Genomic DNA, 21,397 nt, shown 5'->3' on the forward strand with positions numbered 1-21,397 from the left:
GATGACCCAGGAAAACAAAAACGAAAAACAGCAGGATACCCTTCTCGAGCTGAAGGACTATTCGATCACCTTCGAGACGCCGGAGGGTCAGGTCAAGGCGGTCTCCAACATGAACCTGACGGTCCGTCGCGGCGAGCGCATCGCCATCGTCGGCGAATCCGGTTCGGGCAAGAGCCAGACCTTTCTCGGCGTCATGGGCCTGCTTGCCAAGAACGGCAGGACCACCGGCCAGGCCCTGCTCGAAGGCAAGGACGTGCTGGCGCTGAAACCGCGCGAGCTCGACCATGTCCGCGGCAAGGACATGGCCATGGTCTTCCAGGATCCAATGACGGCACTCAACCCGTCGCTGCGGATTTCCCGACAGCTGACGGAACAGCTCGAAATCCACCGCGGCTTCACGGCCAAGGCGGCATCGGCTGCGGCTCTCGACATGCTGAAGCGTGTCGGCATCCCCGACCCGACGCGCCGTTTCGGCCTCTATCCGCATGAGCTTTCGGGCGGCATGCGCCAGCGTATCGTCATTGCCATGGCGCTGCTCACGAAGCCGAAGCTCCTGATCGCCGACGAGCCGACGACAGCGCTCGACGTGACGATCCAGGCGCAGATCCTCGATCTCTTCAATGATCTGACGGCAGAGATGAACACGGCGCTGATCATGATCACCCACGACCTCGGCGTCGTGGCCGGTCTCGCCGACAAGGTGGCCGTCATGTATGCCGGCCGTATCGTCGAGGAGGCCCCGGTCGACGAACTCTTCGAGAACCCGGCGCACCCCTATACCGCAGCCCTGCACGCGTCGATCCCGCGCCCGGATCAGGATGTCGACGACCTCGTCGTCATCCCCGGCCGCCCGCCGAACCTGCAGCACCTGCCGAAGGGCTGCAATTTCTCGCCGCGCTGCTCGCAGGTTCAGGACGATTGCATCGACCGACCGCCGCAGCTTCAACAGCAGGGGGCAAACCACTGTGCCGCCTGCTTCCATCCCTTCCCCCGCCGCGAGGAGTTGCTGGTCCATGGCTGAACGCTCGCTTCTGAGGGTCGAGAACCTGACGACCCAGTTCGAGATTCCCTCGAAATCCTTCTTCAAGCCACCGCTGATGCTGACGGCCGTCAACAATGTCAGCTTCGATCTCGCCGAAGGCCGCACGCTTGGCATCGTCGGCGAATCCGGGTGCGGCAAGTCGACGCTCGGCCGCTCGATCCTGCGTCTCCTGAAGTCGCAGAAGGGCCGTATCCTCTGGCAAGGCCGCAACCTGCTCGACCTGTCGGATGAGGAAATGCGTGCCGCACGCCGCGACATGCAGATCATCTTCCAGGATCCAATTGCCTCGCTCGACCCGCGCATGACGGTCGGCGACATCATCGCCGAGCCGCTAACCGTCTTCGAACCGAAGCTTTCGAAGGCCCAGCGTCTCGACCGCGTGCGCGAGATCATGACCGCCGTCGGCCTGGTGCCGGAGATGATCAACCGCTATCCGCACGAATTTTCGGGCGGACAGGCGCAACGTATCGGCATTGCCCGCGCCGTCGTCACCAAGCCGAAGCTCATCATCTGCGACGAGCCGGTATCGGCTCTCGACGTGTCGATCCAGGGTCAGGTCATCACGCTGCTTCGCAAGCTGCGCAAGGAGTTTGGCCTCACGCTGATCTTCATCAGCCACGACCTCTCGGTCGTGCGCCTGATCTCCGATGACGTGCTGGTTCTCTATCTGGGCAAGGTGGTCGAAGCCGGCGATTGCGCCACCGTCTTCGAACATCCGGCCCACCCCTATACGCAGGCGCTGTTCTCCGCGGCCCCGATCCCGGATCCGAAGCTCGCGCGCCAGCGCAGCCGCATCCGCCTGCAGGGAGACCCGCCCTCGCCGCTCAACCCGCCGAAGGGCTGCGTCTTCTCGCCGCGCTGCTGGAAGGCGACCGACGTCTGTCGCACCGAAATGCCGCCGACGGAACTGGTCCGTCCCGGCCAGACAGCCGCTTGCTATCATATGGACCGGCCCTGACATGATATTCTCCATCGCCCCGCCCTCGGGGCGATGGACTTTCAACTCTCCTTGACTTGTCTCCTCCCGCCTCTTCGCGTATCCGCAAGAGCAGAAAAAATCCGGGAGGAAAGCTTGAGCGGACGGTTTCTATCGATCGGCGAATGCATGGTGGAGCTCTCGCAGGCCGGTGAAGGCCTGCTGCGCAAGGGCTTTGCCGGCGACACTTTCAACACCGCATGGTATGCTCGCGCCTGCCTGCCGCCCGCCTGGTCGGTCGACTATTTCACCGCGCTCGGCGATGATCCGATGTCCGACGAAATGGCAGCTTTCATGGACAAGGCCGGCGTCGGCACCGGTCTCATCCGCCGCATCAAGGGCAAGACGCCCGGCCTCTACATGATCAATCTCAGGAACGGCGAACGCTCCTTCAGCTACTGGCGCGACAGTTCCGCCGCCCGCAGCCTTGCCACCGATCCTGATCGCCTGCGTGAGGCAGTGGAAAGTGCTGACGTCGTCTATTTCTCCGGCATTACGCTCGCCATCCTCTCCCATGACGACGCCGACACGCTGCTTGCAGAAATCCGTCGCGCAAAGGCAGTCGGCAAATTTGTCGTCTTCGATCCAAACATCCGTCCCCGCCTCTGGTCGAGCTACGATGTGATGCACACGACGATCAGCGAAGGCGGCCGCGCTTCCTCGCTGGTCATGCCGAGCTTCGACGACGAGGTTGCCCATTTCGGCGACGCCTCCATCGACGCCACCATTGAACGCTATCTTGCACTCGGCGCCTCGCACGTCGTCGTCAAGAACGGTGCGGAAGGTGCAACGCTGAGCTTCGCCAACGACAAAACCCATGTGCCGGCAGAAAAGGTCGAAAAGGTCGTCGACACGACAAGCGCCGGCGACAGCTTCAACGGCGCTTTCCTGGCTCATTATCTGGAACATCGCGATGCACCGACAGCCGCCGGCTTCGCTGCGAAAGTCGCGGCTCGTGTGGTCAGCGAACACGGCGCGCTGGTGCCGAAGGAAAAGCTCGGCCTTTGACATCAGGTTGAAGCCTGCGCATGTCGCTTTATCAAGCGGCCCGCGCAGGCTCGCCCCCGCCTTAGCGGTCAATCATATCAATCGTCAGATCAGGAATTGGGCTTCTTGTCGTCGGTGCGGACGGCCTCATCGTGATACCAGCAGCTGTCGAGCGCATCGCACACTCCGGCAGCCTCACGCTCCATCATCCGAAAGCGCTCGAAGCGGTTCGAGGCCTGAACGGCCTTGATCGGAAACTGGTAGATCGTCGCAGATTCGCGATGGAAATCGATTGCCATGAGATAGCCTTTCTTCAGCTCGGCCTATCAACATTCACGGTCGCTACAATAGCACAATGCACATAGTTTATGCAAATTGCACAAAATAGATGCAATGTCGCAATTATAAACGCTCGATGCGGCATTTGCTGATTAAGGCCCTGCTGATTTGGTCAAAACTTCATCCATTGCTGACAACGCCGGAATTTTGATCTGGTTCCTGCCTCTTAAATGGCCTCTGCCAAGGACGATAGCCGCGAACCCTCATCGCCTCGCGGGCCGGAAACCTCTCTCGCAAACGACTGCAACACGGTGATTCGTAAATTTTTTATGTCAGCCGTCCGAACTGGCACGCTACGTGCTTTAGAATAGGCATCCCCTGGCGAGAGGGCGCGCGCTTGCGCCCTTGCCTCAGGATTGCTCAAGTTCGCAGCAGAGAGAGACGCGATGACAAAGTATAAGCTCGAGTACATTTGGCTCGATGGGTACACTCCGGTACCGAACCTGCGTGGCAAGACTCAGGTCAAGGAATTCGACAATTTCCCGACACTCGAACAGCTCCCGCTCTGGGGCTTCGACGGTTCGTCGACGATGCAGGCCGAAGGCCGCAGTTCTGATTGCGTGCTGAAGCCGGTTGCCATCTATCCGGATCCGGCCCGCACCAACGGCGTTCTGGTGATGTGCGAAGTCATGATGCCGGACGGCGTCACGCCGCATGCGTCCAACGCTCGCGCCACCATCCTCGACGACGAAGATGCCTGGTTCGGCTTCGAACAGGAATATTTCTTCTACGAAAACGGGCGCCCGCTCGGCTTCCCCGAGTCCGGCTACCCGGCTCCGCAAGGCCCCTACTACACTGGCGTCGGCTATTCGAACGTTGGTTCGGTTGCCCGCGAAATCGTTGAGGAGCACCTCGATCTCTGCCTCGCTGCCGGCATCAACCACGAAGGCATCAATGCCGAAGTGGCAAAGGGCCAGTGGGAATTCCAGATTTTCGGCAAGGGCTCCAAGAAGGCCGCCGACCAGATCTGGATGGCGCGCTACCTCCTGCAGCGCCTGACCGAAAAGTACGGCATCGACATCGAGTATCATTGCAAGCCGCTCGGCGACACCGACTGGAACGGTTCGGGCATGCATTGCAACTTCTCGACCAAGTTCATGCGCGAAGTCGGCGGCAAGGCCTATTTCGAAGCGCTGATGGCCCAGTTCGACAAGAACCTGATGGACCACATCAACGTTTACGGCCCTGACAACGACAAGCGTCTGACCGGCAAGCACGAGACGGCTCCGTGGAACAAGTTCTCCTACGGCGTTGCCGACCGTGGTGCCTCGATCCGCGTTCCGCACTCGTTCGTCAAGAACGACTACAAGGGCTATCTCGAAGATCGCCGCCCGAACTCCCAGGGCTGCCCCTATCAGATCGCCTCGCAGGTTCTGAAGACGATCTCGGAAGTTCCGACCTCCGGCTTCGCTTCGGCTGCAGCCTGAGTTTTACTGCGGCGCCGACCTCCCCGTCGGCGCCGTTCCTTTTTCAAGGCACAGCGCCCGAAGGCGATCCATCGCGGACATATTTGCCGGTTTCTCCTGCCATAAAGCCCTGTAAATACTCGCAGAGGGCTGTAATATTTCCATCATGCACTTCCGCCAAAATAGATAAGCGGGAATCGCCATTCCGGAACCCCGCCAGGGGTGGTGCGTTGCCAGAACCAAGCGACGCTGATGGAAATAAAAGCATGCTGCAACGTCCGTCAAATTCATATAGCGGCGAAAGCTGGGCTAGTGCCGCAGCCGCTGGAGCCGTGCCGGAGCGGCTGGTGATCGTGACTGACGCCTGGCACCCGCAGGTCAACGGGGTCGTCCGCTCGATTGAGAATACGAATCGGGAACTCGCCAGGATGGGCGTTGAAGTCTCGATGGTGACGCCGGAGCGTTTCGCCAGCATCCCCTGCCCCACCTATCCCGAAATCCGCCTGTCGATCGCCTGGTACAGCCGCATTGCCCGCGAGATCGAAAAGCACAAGCCTTCCTATGTTCACATCGCGACGGAAGGCCCGCTGGGACTGACGGCGCGCCGCTGGTGCCTTCGCAAGCGCATGCCTTTCTCCACCAGCTATCACACCCGTTTTCCCGAATATGTCTCGGCCCGGCTGCCCATCCCCTCAAGCTGGCTCTACGCCTTCGTGCGCTGGTTTCACAATGGTGGGGCCGGCTGCATGGTCGCGACCCCGAGCCTCGCCCGCGAGCTCTCCGCAAAGGGTATCAAGAACCTCATGCCGTGGAGCCGTGGCATCGATGCCACGCAGTTCCATCCGATGCCGCTGGAAGAAAAACCGTTCGGCCTTGCCCGCCCGATCTTCATGACAGTCGGCCGCGTGGCGCTGGAAAAGAACCTGCCGGCTTTCCTCGACCTCGACCTGCCCGGTTCGAAGGTGGTGGTCGGTGACGGCCCAGCGCGCGCCGAGCTGGCAGAGCGCTATCCGAATGTGCATTTTACCGGCGTAAAATTCGGTGAGGAACTGGCAAAAGCCTATGCGCAGGCCGATGTCTTCGTCTTCCCGTCGCTGACGGATACGTTCGGCAACACCATTCTGGAAGCGCTGGCCTCAGGCGTCCCCGTCGCGGCCTATCCCGTCACTGGCCCGCTGGACATCATCGGCGAAGAAAGCCTTGTCGGCGCGCTCAACGAGAACCTGCAGACTGCCTGCCTGGCCGCTCTGTCGGGCTCGCGGGAGAAGGCGCGCGAGCTTGCCATGCAATATTCCTGGGAAGCAGCCACACTGCAGTTCATCAACAATATCCGCGCCGCCAATGGCGTCATCACGCCAAAGTGGAAGAAAGCGTGGCAATATGCCACCAAGTCCCTTCCAAGAAGCAGAAAGCCCGGCGATAGCACCGGGCCTCTTCCATCATCTGATTGAGCCTTACTTGTGAAGGGCGGCCCGCAGCGTGTCGTTGGCCACTGAAATTGCGCTTCGGACAGCAGGCGTTTCGGCAATTGCATTCAAGAGCACGAAGTCATGGATCGTGCCATTGAAGCGGATCGATGTGACCTTTACGCCTGCCTGGGACAGCTTGCGGGCATAGGCCTCGCCTTCGTCACGAAGCACGTCATTTTCGTCGACGATGACAAGCGCCGGCGGCAGGCCGTTCAACTGCTCGAGCGAGGCCTGAAGCGGTGAAGCGGTCGGTTCCTGGCGCTTGGCCTCGTCAGGCAAATAAGCATTCCAGAACCACTTCATCGCTTCCTTGGTCAGCCACGGGCCGTTGGCGAACTGGTTGTAAGAACCGGTATCGAAATTGGCGTCGGTGACGGGGTAGAACAGCACCTGCTGGTCGATGGCAGGTCCGCCGCGCTCCTTGGCGAGCAGCGTCACCGCAGCCGTCATATTGCCGCCGACGCTATCGCCGGCGACGGCGAAGCGGCTGGCATCGACGCGGAATTCCTTCGCGTGCTCGGCGACATATTTGGTCGCGGCGTAAGCCTGTTCGATGGCAACAGGATAACGGGCTTCCGGCGAACGGTCATAATCGACGAAGACAACGGCGGCCTGTGCGCCATTGGCGATCTCGCGCACCAGCCGGTCATGCGTATCGGCGTCACCCAGCACCCAGCCGCCGCCGTGGAAATACATGACGACAGGCAGCATGCCCTTGGCGCCTTCCGGGCGGATGATGCGCAGCTTGACGCTGCCGGTCGGGCCAACCTTGATAACCTTGTCTTCTTCCTGGGCTGCGAGCTTCTTCACTTCGCCCTTCTGGGCACCGGCGAGAATGTTGCGGGCATCGGCAGGCGAGAAGGTGTAGATCGGCTTGGAGCCGGCCAGGCTATCGATGAATTTCTGCGTTGTCGGTTCGAGCACCGGATCGGCAAACGCTCCGGCTGCGGAAGCTGCCAGGATTGCTGCTGCGGAAACTGCGGTCTTGATGCCAGACATTGTCGTATCCTCTTGGTTCGTTGCGTTCGTCCTGAACACGCCTTTAATATCGCACGCGATTATTTATTGTACGATATAAATTGTTGCATGGCTGCCATGCACTAAAAGCGGATACGATTATTTATCGCACGATATAACATCGGCGGGTTCGGAGATTGAGCCATGTCAGACCAGCTGAAACTCGACACTTTCATCTGCTTTGCCGTCTATACGGCCAGCCACGCCTTCAATCGTGTCTACAAGCCTCTGCTCGACGAGCTCGGCCTCACCTACCCGCAATATCTGGCGATGGTCTGCCTGTGGGAAGAAGACGGCCAGACCGTCGGCGGCCTTGGCGAAAAGCTCTTCCTGGAATCGAGCACGCTGACTCCTCTTCTGAAGCGCCTGGAAATGGCCGGCTACATCCACCGCGAACGCAGCAAGCAGGACGAGCGCGTCGTCGTGTTGCGACTGACGGAGGAAGGCAAGCGGCTGAAGGAAAGGGCGGAGACCGTGCCGGGCTGCATCATCGACGCAAGCGGCCGCAACGCCGACCAGCTCGCACGACTGCAGGCAGAGATCGTCGCGCTGCGGGAAGCACTGAACAAGAGCGCATCCTGACGCCACGCCTGCTCGGGCAAGCTCATCCCGGCTTGCCCGGCAACGCTGGAAAACGCGCTAGGTCCGCTTCTTCTTCCCCTCAAAGGGATTGTCCGGCGAGCGGTAATGGATCCGGATCGGTACGCTCGGCATATCGAAATCCGCACGCAGCCCGTTGATCAGGTAGCGCGTATAGGATTCCGGCAGAGCATCCGAGCGGGTGCAGGACACCATGAAGGCCGGCGGACGGGCCTTTACCTGCGTCATGTATTTGAGCTTGATACGGCGACCGGAAACGGCCGGTGGCGGGTGCTGCACCTGCTGCTGCTCCAGCCAGCGATTGAGCTTGGCGGTGGAAATGCGCTTGTTCCAGACACGGTCCGTATCGATGATCGACTGCATGAGCTTGTCGAGCCCCCAGCCTGTCTGGCCGGAGATCGGAACGGCGCGGATGCCGCGTGCCTGCGGCAAGAGGCGGTCGGTCTTTTCGCGCAGGTCCGCCAGCACCGCCTGACGGTCCTCGATCATGTCCCACTTGTTGAAGGCGAGCACGGCCGCGCGTCCTTCGCGCAGCACGAGATCGACAATATGGAGATCCTGCTTCTCGAAGGGGATCGTCGCGTCGAAGACGATAACCACGGTCTCGGCAAAACGAATGGCGCGCAGCGCATCGGCGACCGAAAGCTTTTCGAGCTTTTCAATCACCTTCGCCTTGCGGCGCATGCCTGCCGTATCGAACATCTTGATCGTGCGACCGCGCCATTCCCACTCCACGGAGATGGAATCACGCGTGATGCCAGCCTCCGGGCCGGTCAGCAGCCGGTCCTCGCCGAGGAAACGATTGATGAGCGTCGACTTGCCGGCATTGGGGCGACCGACGATCGCGACACGCAGCGGCTTGCTGTCATCGTAGACGGGTTCGTCGTCTTCCTCGTCCTCCTCGCCTGATGACTGCGGCAGATCGACATCGGTGACCGCGACATCATCCTTCGGCGGAAAGGCAATATCCTCGCCGACTGCCGCGACGATGGCATCGCGCAGATCGAGCATGCCCTGCCCGTGTTCGGCTGAGATCGCCACCGGTTCGCCAAGCCCGAGCGAAAAGGCGTCGTAGAAACCGCTATCGGACCCGCGCGCTTCGGATTTGTTGGCAACGAGCACGACGGGCCTTCCGCGTCGGCGCAGCATCTCGCCGAGAGCCGTATCAACAGGCGTCAGTCCCGTCTTGGCATCGACGATGAAGAGCGAAAGGTCGGCTTCGTCGATCGCCGCTTCGGTCTGCTGGCGCATGCGGCCCTGCAGGCTTTCGTCGGTCGCCTCTTCCAGACCCGCTGTATCGATGATCGTGAATCGCAGATCGACAAGGCGCGCTTCACCCGGCCGGCGGTCACGCGTCACACCCGGCGTGTCATCGACAAGCGCTAGCTTCTTCCCAACCAGACGGTTAAAAAGCGTCGACTTGCCGACATTCGGGCGTCCGACGATGGCGACCGTAAAACTCATTCTTTTCCCTTAAGCCTTAACCCTGCGCGGCGGGCGCCTTGCCGGATGCGGTGATGAGATCAAGCATCATATGAGCACGATTGCCAACAGCGCGCGGGCTGTCCGGATCGTCAACGATAGCCTGGAACCACTGGCGCGCCTGCGCCATGTTGCCGGCCTTGTAAGCGGCAAGACCAAGCGCCTCGCGCGCCGAGTGGCGGAAGGCGTTGCCTGGGACGGCCATTTCCTCGACAGCAGCAGAAACCTGGTCGTAGGTGCCGTTCTCGATCAGCAGCCAGCCGGCGCGCATCTTGGCGGCATCCTGCACGGCAGCCGGAACGGACTTGTCCTTGGCTATCTCCTGGAACGAGGCGATGGCACCGGCATTGTCGCCCTTCTGGGCCTGGACGGTCGCGGCACGCATACGCGCCAGAACCGGATAGGCGCCATGGCCTTCCTTCTCCAGTTTATCGAGTGCAGCAAGCGCCTCGTCGGTCTTGTTCTCGTCGGCAAGCTTCATCGCCGCCAGGAACTGGTCGCCGGCGCCGGAGGACGCGTTATTGTCCCAATATTCATAGGCAACCTTGCCGATGGTTCCGAGCACGATAAGAACGGCAATGGCAATGATATAGCGGCCAAACCGGCGCACTGCGCCCTTCATCTGGTCGGAACGCAGTTCCTCGTTGACTTCACGAATGAAGCTGTCGTCGTTGAATGCCATTCTCGTCTCCGGCCGCGGATACCCATACACAGTGCAAAACGCACATTGTCGGGCCTTCTACTCCATTTTGCGGCCGTTGTAAGGGGGATATCGCAGAATCGTCACGAAGCAAGCATCGGCAGTGGCGCAACGCCGATCAGCCATTCGTGAACGCGCCAGATCATCAGCGCCCAGACCACCACGCCGATGATGACGGCATAGACGTCATATTTGGCCGAAACGAAAGCCGGCAGCGTTATCTCGCCGCGGCGCTGGCGCCGCTTCAGCGAAATGCGCAGCACCACACCCCAGGCAAGGAATGCCGCAAAGAGCAGAACCGAATAGGCCTCGCCATTCGACAGGAGATGGGCCAGCGCCCAGATCTTCACCGACAATACGATCGGATGTTTCGTCTTCGTCTTGATGTAACCGGCCGGCAGGAAACCAGCGACGAGACAGATTACCGCAATCAGCATCAGGGTGACGGTGAGATGCGCCATACCCATGGGCGGATTGTAGAGCATGCCGATCGGCTCTCTGCGTGCCGCCCCGAAGGCATAGATCACGAAGATCAGCGTCAGGATGCTCGCGATCGCATGAAAAGCGATCCAGGCCGGCTTGCCGACCTTGTCGATCATCGCCTGCCGGAAGCCCGGCACGACGACGCGGATCAGGTGCAGGCCGAGGAAGAGAATAAGACTGAGGACGAGCAGAGCCATGGTGATCTTGTTTTCCCGTTTCTTGGTCAGCCATGAATTACCGGCACAAGATGAAAAATGCCAGCGAGACCGCAGCTTCGCCGCATTTCTGTAACAGGAAAACCGCAATGCAAATTGTCGCGGTGCCCATGTTTCGTTCCATTTTTTCTGCGTCCCTCGCCCTCTCCCTGTTTTTTCCTGCTGTCGCTGGCGCCGCCGACAAGCCGAAGCAGCTTGTCATCATTTCCTTTGACGGCGCACACGACAACGCGCTCTGGCAAAAGAGCCGCGAGATGGCGGCAAAGAACGGCGCCCATTTCACCTATTTCCTCTCCTGTACCTTTTTGATGAATCAGGAAGCGAAGCAGGCCTACCAGGCGCCTCATCAGAAACGCGGAAGATCCAATGTCGGCTTCGCACAGACCGACGACGAAATCCGCGAGCGGCTCGGCAATATCTGGCACGCCCACCTCGAGGGGCATGATATTTCCAGTCACGCCTGCGGCCATTTCGACGGCCGCCAATGGAGCGAAGCGGACTGGTCAGCCGAATATACGACTTTCAAGACCACACTGAAGAACGCCTGGAAAAGCGTCGGCCTGCAAGAGCCGGCCGGCTGGCAGGATCTTGTCGATCGCGGCATCAGCGGCTTTCGCGCCCCCTACCTTTCGACAGGCGGCGGCGCCGACATGATCGCAGCCGAGAAGAAGGCCGGCTTTACCTATGACGCAAGCCTCGTCACCAAAGGCCCGGCCCTGCCGGTTGATGAAGACGGCATCATACGTTTCGGCTTGCCGCTCATTCCGGAGGGCCCGGGCGAGAAGCCGATCATCGGCATGGATTACAATCTCTTCGTGCGTCACTCCAAGGGCGAGGAGGATGCAGCCGACAGCGCCGCTTTCGAAGAGCGCGCCTATGCGGCGTTCAAGGAAGCCTTCGACAAGCAATATGCAGGCAGCCGCATCCCCCTGCAGCTCGGCTTCCACTTTGTGGAAATGAACGGTGGCGCCTACTGGCGCGCGCTCGACAGGCTGGTCAGCGACGTTTGCCACAGATCAGATGTTGCCTGTGTCAGCTATTCCGACGCAATTCCGATGATCAAGGCCCGCGGCAAGCTGCAGGAGACATCCGGGTTGTAAGCTTCTGCGCTTAAAACCTCTGGATATCAAAAACAACCGCACGTATTGATTGCATCGCGGCCACACTTCGATAAACATTGCCTCAAACGTGCTGCAAGCATGGGGAGGTGACGTCATGACCTTTATAGAAAACCTGGAGTGCCTGGCCGACAAAGACGAATTTCCGGTCTGCGAAACCGGCTTTTTCACCTGGGATATCGTTGCCAATCTGCTCTATGGCGACGGAGCAGTCGCCGAAATCTTCGGACTCGACGCCGCGGCGACGGCAAGCGGCCTGCCGCTCGAAGCCTATGTCGCCCGCATCCATCCAGACGATCAGCCCGCCGCCGCCAAAGTCATCCGTGATACGATCCTCACACAGGAGCCGGAGCAACAACGCTACCGGGTCCGTCGCGCCAACGGCGTCTTCCAGCAGGTCATGGCATTCGGCCGGTGCTTCCGCGACAAGAACGGCGTCCCGTCTCTTTACGGCGGAATCATCTTTCCGCTCCCCGAGGAGGCCCCTGCGGCGGCGACACCGCTGCTCGATCATTGCCTGGCCGCCTATGACATCGCCATCAAGGAGGGCAACATGGCCGTGGCCGACCACATCGTGGAAGCCCTGATGGCTATGGACTGGAAAAATACGGGCTGCACGCGCCCGAACTGACAGTTCTTGAGGAGATGATAAAAAAGAAGGGCCACCGCAGCGGTGGCCCTTTTTCATTCCGCGTCAGCCGTCGACATGTACGACACCGGCCTCGCGCTCGAGATAGCGCTGGTCGATATCCGGCAACGGCTCGTCGTCGATCGCCGCCTCAAAGGCCTTGAGACGCTTGTGGATGGACAGCAGTTCGATGATCGTCGTCCAGGAGTTTACGAGATACTGGAAGGAATTGCTGACCTGTCCAAAAGCCGTCGCGATCTGCTGGAAGATACCGTAGGTGATGGCGCCGGCAACGATGGTCGGGGCCATAAAGAAATAGACGAAAAGATTGTCGGCCTGCAGATAGAACGAGCGGGCAACATTGAAATACAGATAGTGAAAATAGAGCGTGAAATAATTTCTTCGCACTCTTGAGAACAACTCCTGCATCGTCGGCGGCTGTGCTCGGTCGGCATGATCCTCGCCATAGACCAACTCTTTGCGATAGGCCGCCTCTACGCGCTGGTTCTTGAAGTTCAAGCCAGGCAGCTTGATACCCGCGAAAGCCAGCAGAACGGTACCAAAAGCCGACCAGAAGATGGCAAGCCAGAAGAGAGAGTTCGGCACTTCACCGAGAAACGGCAGGCTCGTCACGTAATGTGACAGCGCCAGCATGATCGGCAGGAAGACGACCAGCGTCATCACTGAATTGATCAGGTTGATGCCGAGCCCTTCCAATGTCTGGGAAAAGCGCATCGTATCTTCCTGTACGCGCTGAGATGCGCCTTCGATATGACGAAGCTTTTCCCAATTGGCCATGTAGAAATTGTTCATCGCCGTTCGCCAGCGGAAGATGTAGTGGCTGGTGAAAAAGTCGGTCAGGATCGACACGAGCATGCTGAGGAAGGCGATTTGCGCGAAGATCAGAAATAGGTCGTAGAAATTCTCGACGGTGATACCCGGCTTTTTCGTCAGCGCATTTTGCAGCAGATCGCCGAACGGCCGGCGCCAGTTGTTGATGACGACAGTGATCTGCACGCCAAAATAGGTCACGAAGATGATCAGCGCCGAGCCCCAGATGGACCACATCTTCCACGGATGGCTGAGTGCCTTCAGATGCCAGAAACCGCAAAAGATCAGAGCCGCTAAAAGGAAGTATCCGTAAAACCAGAGATTTTCCGGCAGCAGAAAGAACGAGAGATCGATCGGCTGCTGCTCTTCGGGAACCGCCGTAAAACCAAGTGAAGCACCGAGACCGGCGGCGAAGAAATACCAGCCGAAAATTGCGGCCAGCGTCCAGACTACGAGCGAAGTAAAGAACGCCTTTGGCTGGGGAAAGAAGGAATGAAACACGGGAGGTTTTGCTTTCCTGAACAGGAGTCACGGAAGAGTGGCGAACCACTGATTGCCCGGAAATTAAGGCAGTTCGAAGAAAGCGGCAATGGGCTCAAGCCATTGTTACGCACTTGTAACCACTTAAGGGATTTTCTTCATCACAGGCATGACGAGAGCCGCGCAGAAAACCAGCACAACCGCGGCAATAATGGTCGGCAGCACGAAATTACCCGTTACCTGCGCGATCCAGCCGGCGACGACAGGCCCGATGATCTGGCCGACACCGAAGGCGGCTGTCATCAGCGCGAGAATGCGGCGCGGGCTATCGGGCGAGAGCCGGCGGCCGATCTGCAAACCATAGGCGGTGATGGCAAGGAAGGTCGCCCCGAACAGTGCGCCGCCGATGAGCGGCGCCACCGAATGCGGCAGCGCTACTGTCGCAAGCACGCCGATCGCTTCGATGATGAGAGCCGCGACATAGACGCCGCCAAGTCCGAGCAGCCGCACGAAAGGCTTCCAGATGAACAGCGCGATCGTTGCCGTCACCCCGGCAATGAACCAGCAGAGAAATTCGACGATCGGCCCTGAGGCGCTCATGCGGGCGATGGCGACGAGGAAGGTCGCGGTGATGACATAGCCGAAGCCGAAGGAGCCGTAAGAGAGCGTCAGCAGCACCATCGGCCGGTTCCAGACAAGCGCTGGTTCCTTCGCCTGGCCCGTATGCACCGGCGCCTTCGGCAGCAAGGCCCAGGCCACACCTAAGCTGACGAGGCAGAAGAGCGCGCCACCGATCCAGTCCGCGCGCCAGCCGCCGGCCGCGTCGTCAAAGACATAGCCGAGCGCAAGCACCATGACGGAAGAAATCGCAATCCCCGCCCCCGGCCCGCCGAAATGCGCGGCCTGGACATGATCGTTGCCTGCGACAGCCCCGTGGCTCAGCACGATTGCAGACGTGAAGACCAAAGTGAAGGCGCTCGCCACGCCTGCAAGGAACCGGATGACCGCAAAGACCAGGACAGATTCCGTTGCCGCCATGGCAGCCAGCAGGATCGCAGTCGCAAGGAGGGAAAGAAGCGCCACCAGCCGCTCGCGCCCTGCCGCCCAGCCATAGGCGCCGAGAACCGCACCGACGAGATAACCGATAAAATTGGCCGAGGCGATGAAACCGGCATCGGCCGCCGATAGCGGCACGCCGGCCATCATGCCAGGCAAGATCGGCGTGAAGGAAAAGCGCCCGAAACCCATGGCCGCCGCCATGGCGACGGCGCCTGCTAGCGCTGTGGTGAAGAGATTGACCGGACGGTCATTATTGGGAGCCAACATGCCACTTTTATCGCGCCGCAACATGGTCGTCTCAAGTGAGTAATTCTGATGGCTTCTTCAATTTCACGAACAGATTTTTCGCACCGCCCCTTGAACGACATATCTTACGATATATGTTTTACGACATAGTGAGCGATACATCTGATACAAAGGAGTTCGTTATGAGAGGTTTTCGAGGCGGCTTCGTCGGCGAGGCCATGCGCATGGGAATGGGCCGCAGGTTTTCCGCGGGCGAATTGCAGACGATCCTGCTGGCGCTGCTGGAAGAGCGTCCCAGCCACGGTTATGAACTGATCAAGACGCTGGAGGAGCGCTCCGGCGGCTTTTACGTCCCGAGCCCGGGCGTCATCTATCCGGCGCTGACCTACCTGGAGGAAACAGGACTGGCGGAAGTGGAGAACGACGGGACAAAGAAGCTCTACAAGATCACCGATGCCGGCCGCCAGAAGGTGGAAGAAAACCGCGTCATGATCGACCAGGCACTTGCCAAGCTGGAGCGCATTGCCGAGGGCATGGCGTTCGTCAACCGCATGTTCGACCCGGAGCAGCACCAGGGAGGTGGCGGTGGAGGGCGCCGGCGCGACGACGAGGACGACGACTTCGGCCGCGACGACGGCAACGTCCGCGCCGCCCGTCAACTGCTGCGTTCGGCACTGCGCATGCGCCATCCCTGGTCGGCAAGCGAAGCAGCCAGGATTTCCGGAATTTTGGAGCGCGCTGCCATGGAAATCCTGCAGGGCGGCAAGACCGAGCCGCAACGGGATTGAGGCCATATCGACGATTGGCGGCGTGAACCGCCGCCCCGTCGGTGTCAGGTCTTCAGCAGGCCACTCGCAAGATCGCGAAAGGCCTCGACAACCTTGGCGAGGAGGCTGTGCGGGTCTTCCACGGCGGCGATCCAGAGAGCAGCGCTAAGCGACGCCCCGTTGAGCAAGCGCGCGGCAGCTTCCGCATCGACAGGCTTGACGATGCCCTCATCGATCAGCGCCTGAATTGTCTGGGTTGTCGTTCGAAGGCACACATTCTGACTGGGCCACTGCGAGGGATCGCCGAGCACCGCCGGCCCATCGAGCAGCATGATGCGCTGGATTTCCGGCTCCAGAGCCATTTCGATATAGGCGGTATATTCCGCCAGCAACCCGAGCCAGGTCGTCTCGGCGCGATCCCGCTCGATACGCAACCGCTCCCCCATCTCGCCGTCGATCTGGTCGATCACGGCCTGCAGCAAGCCCTTCTTGTCACCAAAATTGTGGTAGAGCGCGCCGCGTGTCAGCCCCACATCGGCGGTCAGATCGTCCATGGAAGCAGCCGCGTAGCCCTTGACTGCAAAGGCTTTTCGGCCCGCCTGGATGAGCTTCGCCCGCGTCTCCTCCATCATCTGCGCCCGGGTCTTTGCGACCATCACTATCTCCCAAAATACACATACGGACCGTATGTGTATTGACATACGCGTCGTATCTCTGATTATATCCACATACGGAGCGTATATCAATTGCTCCGGAATGGGCTGGCCATACCCACAAATCCTCGTCGCCATCGACGAGCAAATGCCCGGCGAAAGGCACCCTTTTGCCTGAACAGGAGAAAAGCAATGACCAAACGCGAAGCAATCTTTCCCGCCGGCCGGCAGGCTCTCTATGAGATCAACCGCTATTCAGCGGCGATCCGCTCCGGTGACCTTCTCTTCGTCTCCGGCCAGGTCGGCAGCCGTGAAGACGGCTCGCCCGAACCCGATTTCGCAAAGCAGGTACAGCTTGCCTTCGATAATCTGAAAGCCGTGCTGAAGGCCGCCGGCTGCAGTTTCGACGACGTTGTCGACATCACGTCCTTCCACACCGATCCTGCCGCGCAATGGCCCGTGATCTCCGATATTCGCTTCAAGGAAATCGGCGAAGCGCCCTATCCGAACTGGACGGCCGTCGGCGTGAACTGGCTGGCGGGCTTTGATTTCGAAATCAAGGTCATTGCTCGCCTTCCTCAGGCTGCCTGACCGGCCCTCTCAAAAGCAGTGAATTGAACGCGACGCCGGAAACGCGTGCGGCGGTCAGGAAATCTCGATGATTTCGAGTTCCTGATCGCCGACGACAGCGATATCGCCGACGGCCTTGCCCGTGAGAACCCGGGCGACCGGCGCGACATAGGAAACCGACCCGGCTTTCGGATCGGCTTCATCCTCTCCCACGATACGATATGTCTGGACGCGCCCATCGTCACGGCTGAAGGTGACAGCGCTTCCGAAGGCGACCGTCTCCGTCGATGTCGGGGCCGGAACAGGCTGGGCCGTGCGAAGGCGCTCGACGAAATAACGCAGGTCACGCAGAGGATTTGCTTGCTGCCGCCGCCGTTCGTTGACGTCCTCGATCGTACTTGCCGCCTCATAGGCCTGGCGCGCTTCCTGCATTTGCAGTTCGAGAGCTTTCAGCCCGGCCTCCGTCACGAGATTTGGATGAGGCGAAATCGCGCGGTCGGGTAGCAGCGTTTCCGCTGCGGTTTCGGCACTCTCTTCCTTGGTGAAGGCAACTGCCATCTCGACCTCCAACAGCGAGGGGAAATCCCCCTCAAGCCGCCAATGTCAGAATGATCGGTCCGTTGCGGGTCGCAACGACCGTATGTTCGTATTGCACTGTCGGGGCCTTGGGATCGGCGTAAAGCGTCCAGGCATCATCGCCGCCTTCAGCCCACGTGGCACCAAGCGAAAGAAAAGGCTCGACGGTAAAGACGAGGCCTTCCGTCATCATGCGCCGTTCTGAAGGATCAGGCCAGGTGGAAAGTTCGGCCGGTTCCTCGTGCAGCGAGCGGCCGACGCCGTGGCTCGCGAGATTGGCAACGAGCGTATAGCGGTTCTTCTGTGCGAAGGCGCCGACGGCATTGCCGATCTTCGCCAGCGGCTCGCCCGCCTTGATCTGGTTGAGACCCACCCAGAGCGCCCGTCTGCCGTCCCGGCAGAGCCTCTCGATGCGGGATGCGACCGGCGGCACGGCGAAGGAGGCGCCGGTATCCGCAAAGAAGCCGTCCTTTTCCGCCGAAACGTCGATATTGACGAGATCACCTGGACGAATGACGCGCGGGCCAGGAATGCCGTGGGCGATTTCCTCGTTGACGCTGATGCAGGTCGCACCCGGAAACTGGTAACAGAATTCGGGTGCCGAGCGCGCACCGGCGTCTTCCAGCACCTTGCGGCCGATCTGGTCGAGCTCCAGCGTCGTCATGCCCGGCTCCATCGCTGCCGCCATGACCTGGATGGCATTGGCGCAGATACGGCCGATCTCTTTGAGCTTGGAAAGTTCTTCGTCGTTCTCGATAACCATAGACACGTTCCGGCTTTGCCGAGAGCGACAGGCTCTTCGTCAGGCGGTGGCTTTCGCGCCTTCGGAAGTTTCAGTCAATGCCTTTCTGACGATCGGCGCCACTTTTGTCCCGTAGAGCTCGATGCCGCGCATGACCTGATCATGCGGCATCAGGCCGATCGCCATCTGCAGCAGGAAGCGATCGTTGCGGAAAACCTTGTGTGCAGCAACGATCTTCTCAGCCACGAGTTCCGGATCGCCGAGGAAGAGATTGCCGGTCGGGCCGCGCGACATGTCGAAATGCGCCCGGCTCGTCGGACCCCAGCCGCGCTCGCGGCCGATGCGGTTCATCACTTCAGCCTGCGGACCGTAAAACTGGTCTGCCGCCGCCTCGGTCGTATCGGCGATGAAACCATGCACATTGATGCTGGTCTTCAGCTTTGCCGCATCCTGCCCTGCCCGGCGGGCGGCCTCCCGATAGAGGTCGAAGAGTGGCGCAAAGCGCGGGTATTCGCCGCCGATGATGGCAAGCGCGACCGGCAGACCAAGCGCGCCGGCACGCGCCACGGACTGCGGCGTGCCGCCGACGGCGATCCACAAAGGCAGCGGATCCTGGAGCGGCCTCGGATAGACGCCGCGCCCATTGATCGGCGCGCGCAGTTCGCCCTGCCAGTTGATGATCTCGCTGTCGCGCAGAGCCAGAAGAAGATCGAGCTTCTCTTCGAAGAGCTGATCATAATCTTCGAGATTGTAGCCGAAGAGCGGGAAGGATTCGATGAAGGAACCCCGCCCCGCCATGATCTCGGCGCGCCCGTTGGAAATCAGGTCCAGCGTCGCAAACTGCTGGAACACCCGCACCGGATCGTCGGAGGAAAGAACTGTGACGGCGCTGCTGAGACGGATGTTCTTCGTCTTCGCCGCAGCCGCCGCAAGCGCCACCACCGGCGCCGATGCCACATAGTCAGGCCGATGATGTTCGCCGAGCCCGAAGACATCGAGCCCGACCTGATCGGCAAGCTCGATCTCCTCGATCAGTTGCTTGATCCGCTCGGCCGCTTCCACGCCCTTGCTGCGGGACGGATTGGGGTTGACGTCCGCGAATGTATAAAGGCCCAGTTCCATGGTCGGCATCCTGTTTAACTTGCGCCTGAGATAAGGTCCGGCATGGCTCGGAGCAAACGGAAATTCTGGAACGGATTGTTCGATAAAGTTGATGGCCGCGTCGGACCGATACCCACCACGGATCGAAGATTTCCACGCCAGTGCCCCGAAAGTCGCGGGCGGCATCGCATGAAGGTACAGCTTATTTCGCCGCCGGCTGCGCCGCTTCTTCCTGCATCTTGTCGATCTGCCGGCGGATATGGGCAGCTTCCGCCGCCGAGTGCGCAAGCGCAATGGCGCGGTCGAAGGCAATGCGGGCCGGTGCGATACGGCCAAGCTGCTTGAGCAGATTGCCGCGCAGCCCGTGATAATAGAAGTAGCCGTCGAGCTTCTCGCCCAGAGGTTCGATGAGATCGAGCGCTTCCTGCGGTCCATTGAGCTTTGAGACCACGACCGCCCGGTTGAGCGTCACGACCGGTGAAGGCTGGACGCGCTCCAGCGCGCGGTAGAGCAGATCGATTTCCACCCAGTCAGTATCCGCGGCGCGTTTTGCACGGGAATGGACGGCGGCAATTGCTGCCTGGAGCTGATAGGGGCCGGGCTTGCGGTGACGCAGCGCCTTGTCGAGCAGAGCCAGCGCTTCGTTGATCAAGGGCTGGTTCCAGAGCGAACGGTCCTGATCCTCGAGCAGCACGATCTCATCTTCGGCGCTGAAGCGTGCCTGCCGACGCGAAATCTGCAAGAGCATGAGGGAAAGCAGCCCCATGAGTTCCGGTTCGGCGGGGAATATATGCAGCATCAGCCGCGCAAGCCGGATCGCCTCGTCGCTGAAGGCAGCCGCCTCCTGTTCCGGATCCGCCTGACTGTAGCCCTCGTTGAAGATCAGATAGATCATCGTGCTGACGATCACCAGCCGCTCGGCCCTCTCCTGCGGGCTCGGTGTCTCGAACGGCACACCGGCTTTCGCCACGCGCGCCTTGGCCCGTGTGATGCGCTGCTCCATGGCGCTTTCGGAGACCAGGAACGCACGCGCGATCTGTGTCACCGACAGGCCGGAAACGATGCGCAGCGCCAGCGCGATCTGCTGGGTGGCCGGCAGGTCCGGATGGCAGCAGATGAAGAGCAGCCGCAGGATATCGTCGCGATAATGGGAATCGTCCAGCCGATCGGCAATATCGCTTTCGGCGTCCTCTTTGTCCGAAATCTGATCCTCATCCGGCAACGCCTGGATTTTCGCCCGCTTGCGCACCGCATCGATGCCGCTGTTGCGACCAACGAAGATCAGCCAGGCCGTCGGGTCGCGCGGCGGCCCTTTTTCCGGCCAGGTCCGGATCGCCCTCAGGCACGCCTCCTGAAACGCCTCTTCCGCAGTATCGAGATTGCGGAAATAGCGTAGCAGAGCGCCAAGAGCCTTCGGCCGGGCCGAGGCAAGCGCGAGGTCGATCCAGGCAATGTCTGTCATGATGCGATCTCTCCCGGCCTGAAGGTGTAGAACGGCCGAATTTCGTAAGAGGTGGAACCCGGATTGACCGCCGAAAGCTGTTTGGAGAAGGCGATCGCCTCATCCAGCGTTTCGAAATCAACCGTATAGAAGCCGAGAAGCGCCTCTTTCGTTTCCGCAAACGGACCATCGACAACGAAGGCCTCGTCCCTGCCCTTGCGCACGGTCGCTGCGGCCGTCGTCGGCATCAGCCGGCCGGTCGGGCCAAGCTTGCCGGCAACGGCGAGCGGCTCGATCACGGCATGCAGATTTCCCATGACGGCAGCCTCTTCCTCCTCGGTCCAGGCAAAAACGGTTTCCTCGTTGGCGTAGCAAAGGATTGCGTAAAGCATCGGTAACTCCTCTTTCCGAATGACGAAGGAGTAACCGTTTGGCCGACAGGCCGCATCAAAAAATTACGAATAGGAAA

Annotated in this window: 23 protein-coding genes; 10 read left to right on the forward strand and 13 right to left on the reverse strand. The window is 60.3% G+C overall.

All coding sequences use genetic code 11. From position 1 onward, the window contains the following. Window position 1 precedes the first annotated feature (1 nt). The 3 genes from FHT93_RS09230 to FHT93_RS09240 all read left to right on the forward strand — a co-directional run bounded on the left by FHT93_RS09230 (window position 2) and on the right by FHT93_RS09240 (window position 3,026). Complete coding sequence (locus FHT93_RS09230) at window positions 2–1,021, forward strand: ABC transporter ATP-binding protein (RefSeq protein WP_113210813.1); 1,020 nt, start codon at window positions 2–4, stop codon at window positions 1,019–1,021. Then, window positions 1,014–2,000, forward strand: coding sequence for an oligopeptide/dipeptide ABC transporter ATP-binding protein (locus FHT93_RS09235; protein WP_113210812.1), 987 nt, complete (start codon window positions 1,014–1,016; stop codon window positions 1,998–2,000). Before FHT93_RS09230 ends, FHT93_RS09235 begins: the two co-directional genes overlap by 8 nt. Before the next feature lie 114 nt (window positions 2,001–2,114). Then, on the forward strand, window positions 2,115–3,026 hold the full coding sequence (locus tag FHT93_RS09240; protein WP_113208123.1) for a sugar kinase: 912 nt from the start codon (window positions 2,115–2,117) through the stop codon (window positions 3,024–3,026). Between the two features lie 89 nt (window positions 3,027–3,115). Here the strand turns inward: FHT93_RS09240 and FHT93_RS09245 are convergent, their stop codons facing one another. After that, window positions 3,116–3,304, reverse strand: coding sequence for a DUF2735 domain-containing protein (locus FHT93_RS09245; RefSeq protein WP_112543489.1), 189 nt, complete (start codon window positions 3,302–3,304; stop codon window positions 3,116–3,118). Window positions 3,305–3,730: 426 nt separating this feature from the next. On the opposite strand from FHT93_RS09245, the gene FHT93_RS09250 reads away from it, so the two are divergent. Both FHT93_RS09250 and FHT93_RS09255 read left to right on the forward strand, forming a co-directional pair. Then, a complete protein-coding gene (locus tag FHT93_RS09250) occupies window positions 3,731–4,771 on the forward strand; it encodes a glutamine synthetase beta-grasp domain-containing protein (protein ID WP_112972159.1) in 1,041 nt (346 codons plus the stop codon). Between the two features lie 245 nt (window positions 4,772–5,016). Next, entirely contained in the window at window positions 5,017–6,201 is a 1,185-nt protein-coding gene (locus FHT93_RS09255; RefSeq protein WP_183847187.1) for a glycosyltransferase family 1 protein, read from the forward strand. A 3-nt stretch (window positions 6,202–6,204) separates the two neighbouring features. Here FHT93_RS09255 and FHT93_RS09260 read toward each other — a convergent pair whose 3' ends face one another. After that, window positions 6,205–7,218 (reverse strand): alpha/beta hydrolase, encoded by a 1,014-nt coding sequence (locus tag FHT93_RS09260; RefSeq protein WP_183847188.1) that lies wholly within the window; start codon window positions 7,216–7,218, stop codon window positions 6,205–6,207. Window positions 7,219–7,380: 162 nt separating this feature from the next. On the opposite strand from FHT93_RS09260, the gene FHT93_RS09265 reads away from it, so the two are divergent. Continuing rightward, window positions 7,381–7,818, forward strand: coding sequence for a MarR family transcriptional regulator (locus tag FHT93_RS09265; RefSeq protein ID WP_112543485.1), 438 nt, complete (start codon window positions 7,381–7,383; stop codon window positions 7,816–7,818). A 57-nt stretch (window positions 7,819–7,875) separates the two neighbouring features. On the opposite strand, the gene der is transcribed toward FHT93_RS09265, so the two are convergent. The 3 genes from der to FHT93_RS09280 all read right to left on the reverse strand — a co-directional run bounded on the left by der (window position 7,876) and on the right by FHT93_RS09280 (window position 10,698). Continuing rightward, the gene (gene der / locus FHT93_RS09270) at window positions 7,876–9,300 is read right to left on the reverse strand and encodes a ribosome biogenesis GTPase Der (protein ID WP_113210809.1); all 1,425 of its coding nucleotides are present in this window, start codon (window positions 9,298–9,300) and stop codon (window positions 7,876–7,878) included. 16 nt (window positions 9,301–9,316) lie between these two features. Next, window positions 9,317–10,000 carry a tetratricopeptide repeat protein gene (locus tag FHT93_RS09275; protein ID WP_112543483.1) on the reverse strand — a complete coding sequence of 228 codons (684 nt, stop codon included), beginning with the start codon at window positions 9,998–10,000 and terminating at the stop codon, window positions 9,317–9,319. A 101-nt stretch (window positions 10,001–10,101) separates the two neighbouring features. Beyond that, window positions 10,102–10,698, reverse strand: coding sequence for an NnrU family protein (locus tag FHT93_RS09280; protein ID WP_112543482.1), 597 nt, complete (start codon window positions 10,696–10,698; stop codon window positions 10,102–10,104). A 128-nt stretch (window positions 10,699–10,826) separates the two neighbouring features. On the opposite strand from FHT93_RS09280, the gene FHT93_RS09285 reads away from it, so the two are divergent. Continuing rightward, window positions 10,827–11,816 carry a polysaccharide deacetylase gene (locus FHT93_RS09285; protein WP_183847587.1) on the forward strand — a complete coding sequence of 330 codons (990 nt, stop codon included), beginning with the start codon at window positions 10,827–10,829 and terminating at the stop codon, window positions 11,814–11,816. 115 nt (window positions 11,817–11,931) lie between these two features. Then, entirely contained in the window at window positions 11,932–12,465 is a 534-nt protein-coding gene (locus tag FHT93_RS09290; protein ID WP_113201915.1) for a PAS domain-containing protein, read from the forward strand. A gap of 63 nt (window positions 12,466–12,528) precedes the next feature. On the opposite strand, the gene sbmA is transcribed toward FHT93_RS09290, so the two are convergent. Together sbmA and FHT93_RS09300 are read right to left on the reverse strand one after the other, a co-directional pair. Next, window positions 12,529–13,794, reverse strand: a complete 1,266-nt coding sequence (sbmA, locus tag FHT93_RS09295; protein WP_112972154.1) for a peptide antibiotic transporter SbmA — start codon at window positions 13,792–13,794, stop codon at window positions 12,529–12,531. A 123-nt stretch (window positions 13,795–13,917) separates the two neighbouring features. Next, a complete protein-coding gene (locus FHT93_RS09300) occupies window positions 13,918–15,099 on the reverse strand; it encodes a YbfB/YjiJ family MFS transporter (protein ID WP_183847190.1) in 1,182 nt (393 codons plus the stop codon). Window positions 15,100–15,260: 161 nt separating this feature from the next. Here FHT93_RS09300 and FHT93_RS09305 point away from each other — a divergent pair, with 161 nt between their 5' ends. Beyond that, the gene (locus tag FHT93_RS09305; RefSeq protein WP_183847192.1) at window positions 15,261–15,866 is read left to right on the forward strand and encodes a PadR family transcriptional regulator; all 606 of its coding nucleotides are present in this window, start codon (window positions 15,261–15,263) and stop codon (window positions 15,864–15,866) included. A gap of 44 nt (window positions 15,867–15,910) precedes the next feature. On the opposite strand, the gene FHT93_RS09310 is transcribed toward FHT93_RS09305, so the two are convergent. Further along, complete coding sequence (locus FHT93_RS09310) at window positions 15,911–16,501, reverse strand: TetR/AcrR family transcriptional regulator (RefSeq protein WP_183847194.1); 591 nt, start codon at window positions 16,499–16,501, stop codon at window positions 15,911–15,913. 189 nt (window positions 16,502–16,690) lie between these two features. On the opposite strand from FHT93_RS09310, the gene FHT93_RS09315 reads away from it, so the two are divergent. Further along, window positions 16,691–17,089, forward strand: coding sequence for a RidA family protein (locus FHT93_RS09315; protein WP_112543476.1), 399 nt, complete (start codon window positions 16,691–16,693; stop codon window positions 17,087–17,089). Between the two features lie 54 nt (window positions 17,090–17,143). Here the strand turns inward: FHT93_RS09315 and greA are convergent, their stop codons facing one another. The 5 genes from greA to FHT93_RS09340 form a co-directional block, all read right to left on the reverse strand. After that, window positions 17,144–17,626 (reverse strand): transcription elongation factor GreA, encoded by a 483-nt coding sequence (gene greA, locus FHT93_RS09320; RefSeq protein ID WP_183847196.1) that lies wholly within the window; start codon window positions 17,624–17,626, stop codon window positions 17,144–17,146. A gap of 31 nt (window positions 17,627–17,657) precedes the next feature. After that, complete coding sequence (map, locus tag FHT93_RS09325) at window positions 17,658–18,407, reverse strand: type I methionyl aminopeptidase (RefSeq protein WP_112543474.1); 750 nt, start codon at window positions 18,405–18,407, stop codon at window positions 17,658–17,660. 39 nt (window positions 18,408–18,446) lie between these two features. Continuing rightward, window positions 18,447–19,508 (reverse strand): LLM class flavin-dependent oxidoreductase, encoded by a 1,062-nt coding sequence (locus tag FHT93_RS09330; protein ID WP_113144416.1) that lies wholly within the window; start codon window positions 19,506–19,508, stop codon window positions 18,447–18,449. Window positions 19,509–19,689: 181 nt separating this feature from the next. Then, complete coding sequence (locus tag FHT93_RS09335) at window positions 19,690–20,949, reverse strand: RNA polymerase sigma factor (protein WP_112543472.1); 1,260 nt, start codon at window positions 20,947–20,949, stop codon at window positions 19,690–19,692. After that, window positions 20,946–21,320 (reverse strand): YciI family protein, encoded by a 375-nt coding sequence (locus FHT93_RS09340; protein WP_183847198.1) that lies wholly within the window; start codon window positions 21,318–21,320, stop codon window positions 20,946–20,948. Before FHT93_RS09340 ends, FHT93_RS09335 begins: the two co-directional genes overlap by 4 nt. Window positions 21,321–21,397 lie beyond the last annotated feature (77 nt).

Origin of the sequence: Rhizobium sp. BK379 (genome assembly GCF_014193955.1) — a bacterium.
Lineage (GTDB): Bacteria > Pseudomonadota > Alphaproteobacteria > Rhizobiales > Rhizobiaceae > Rhizobium.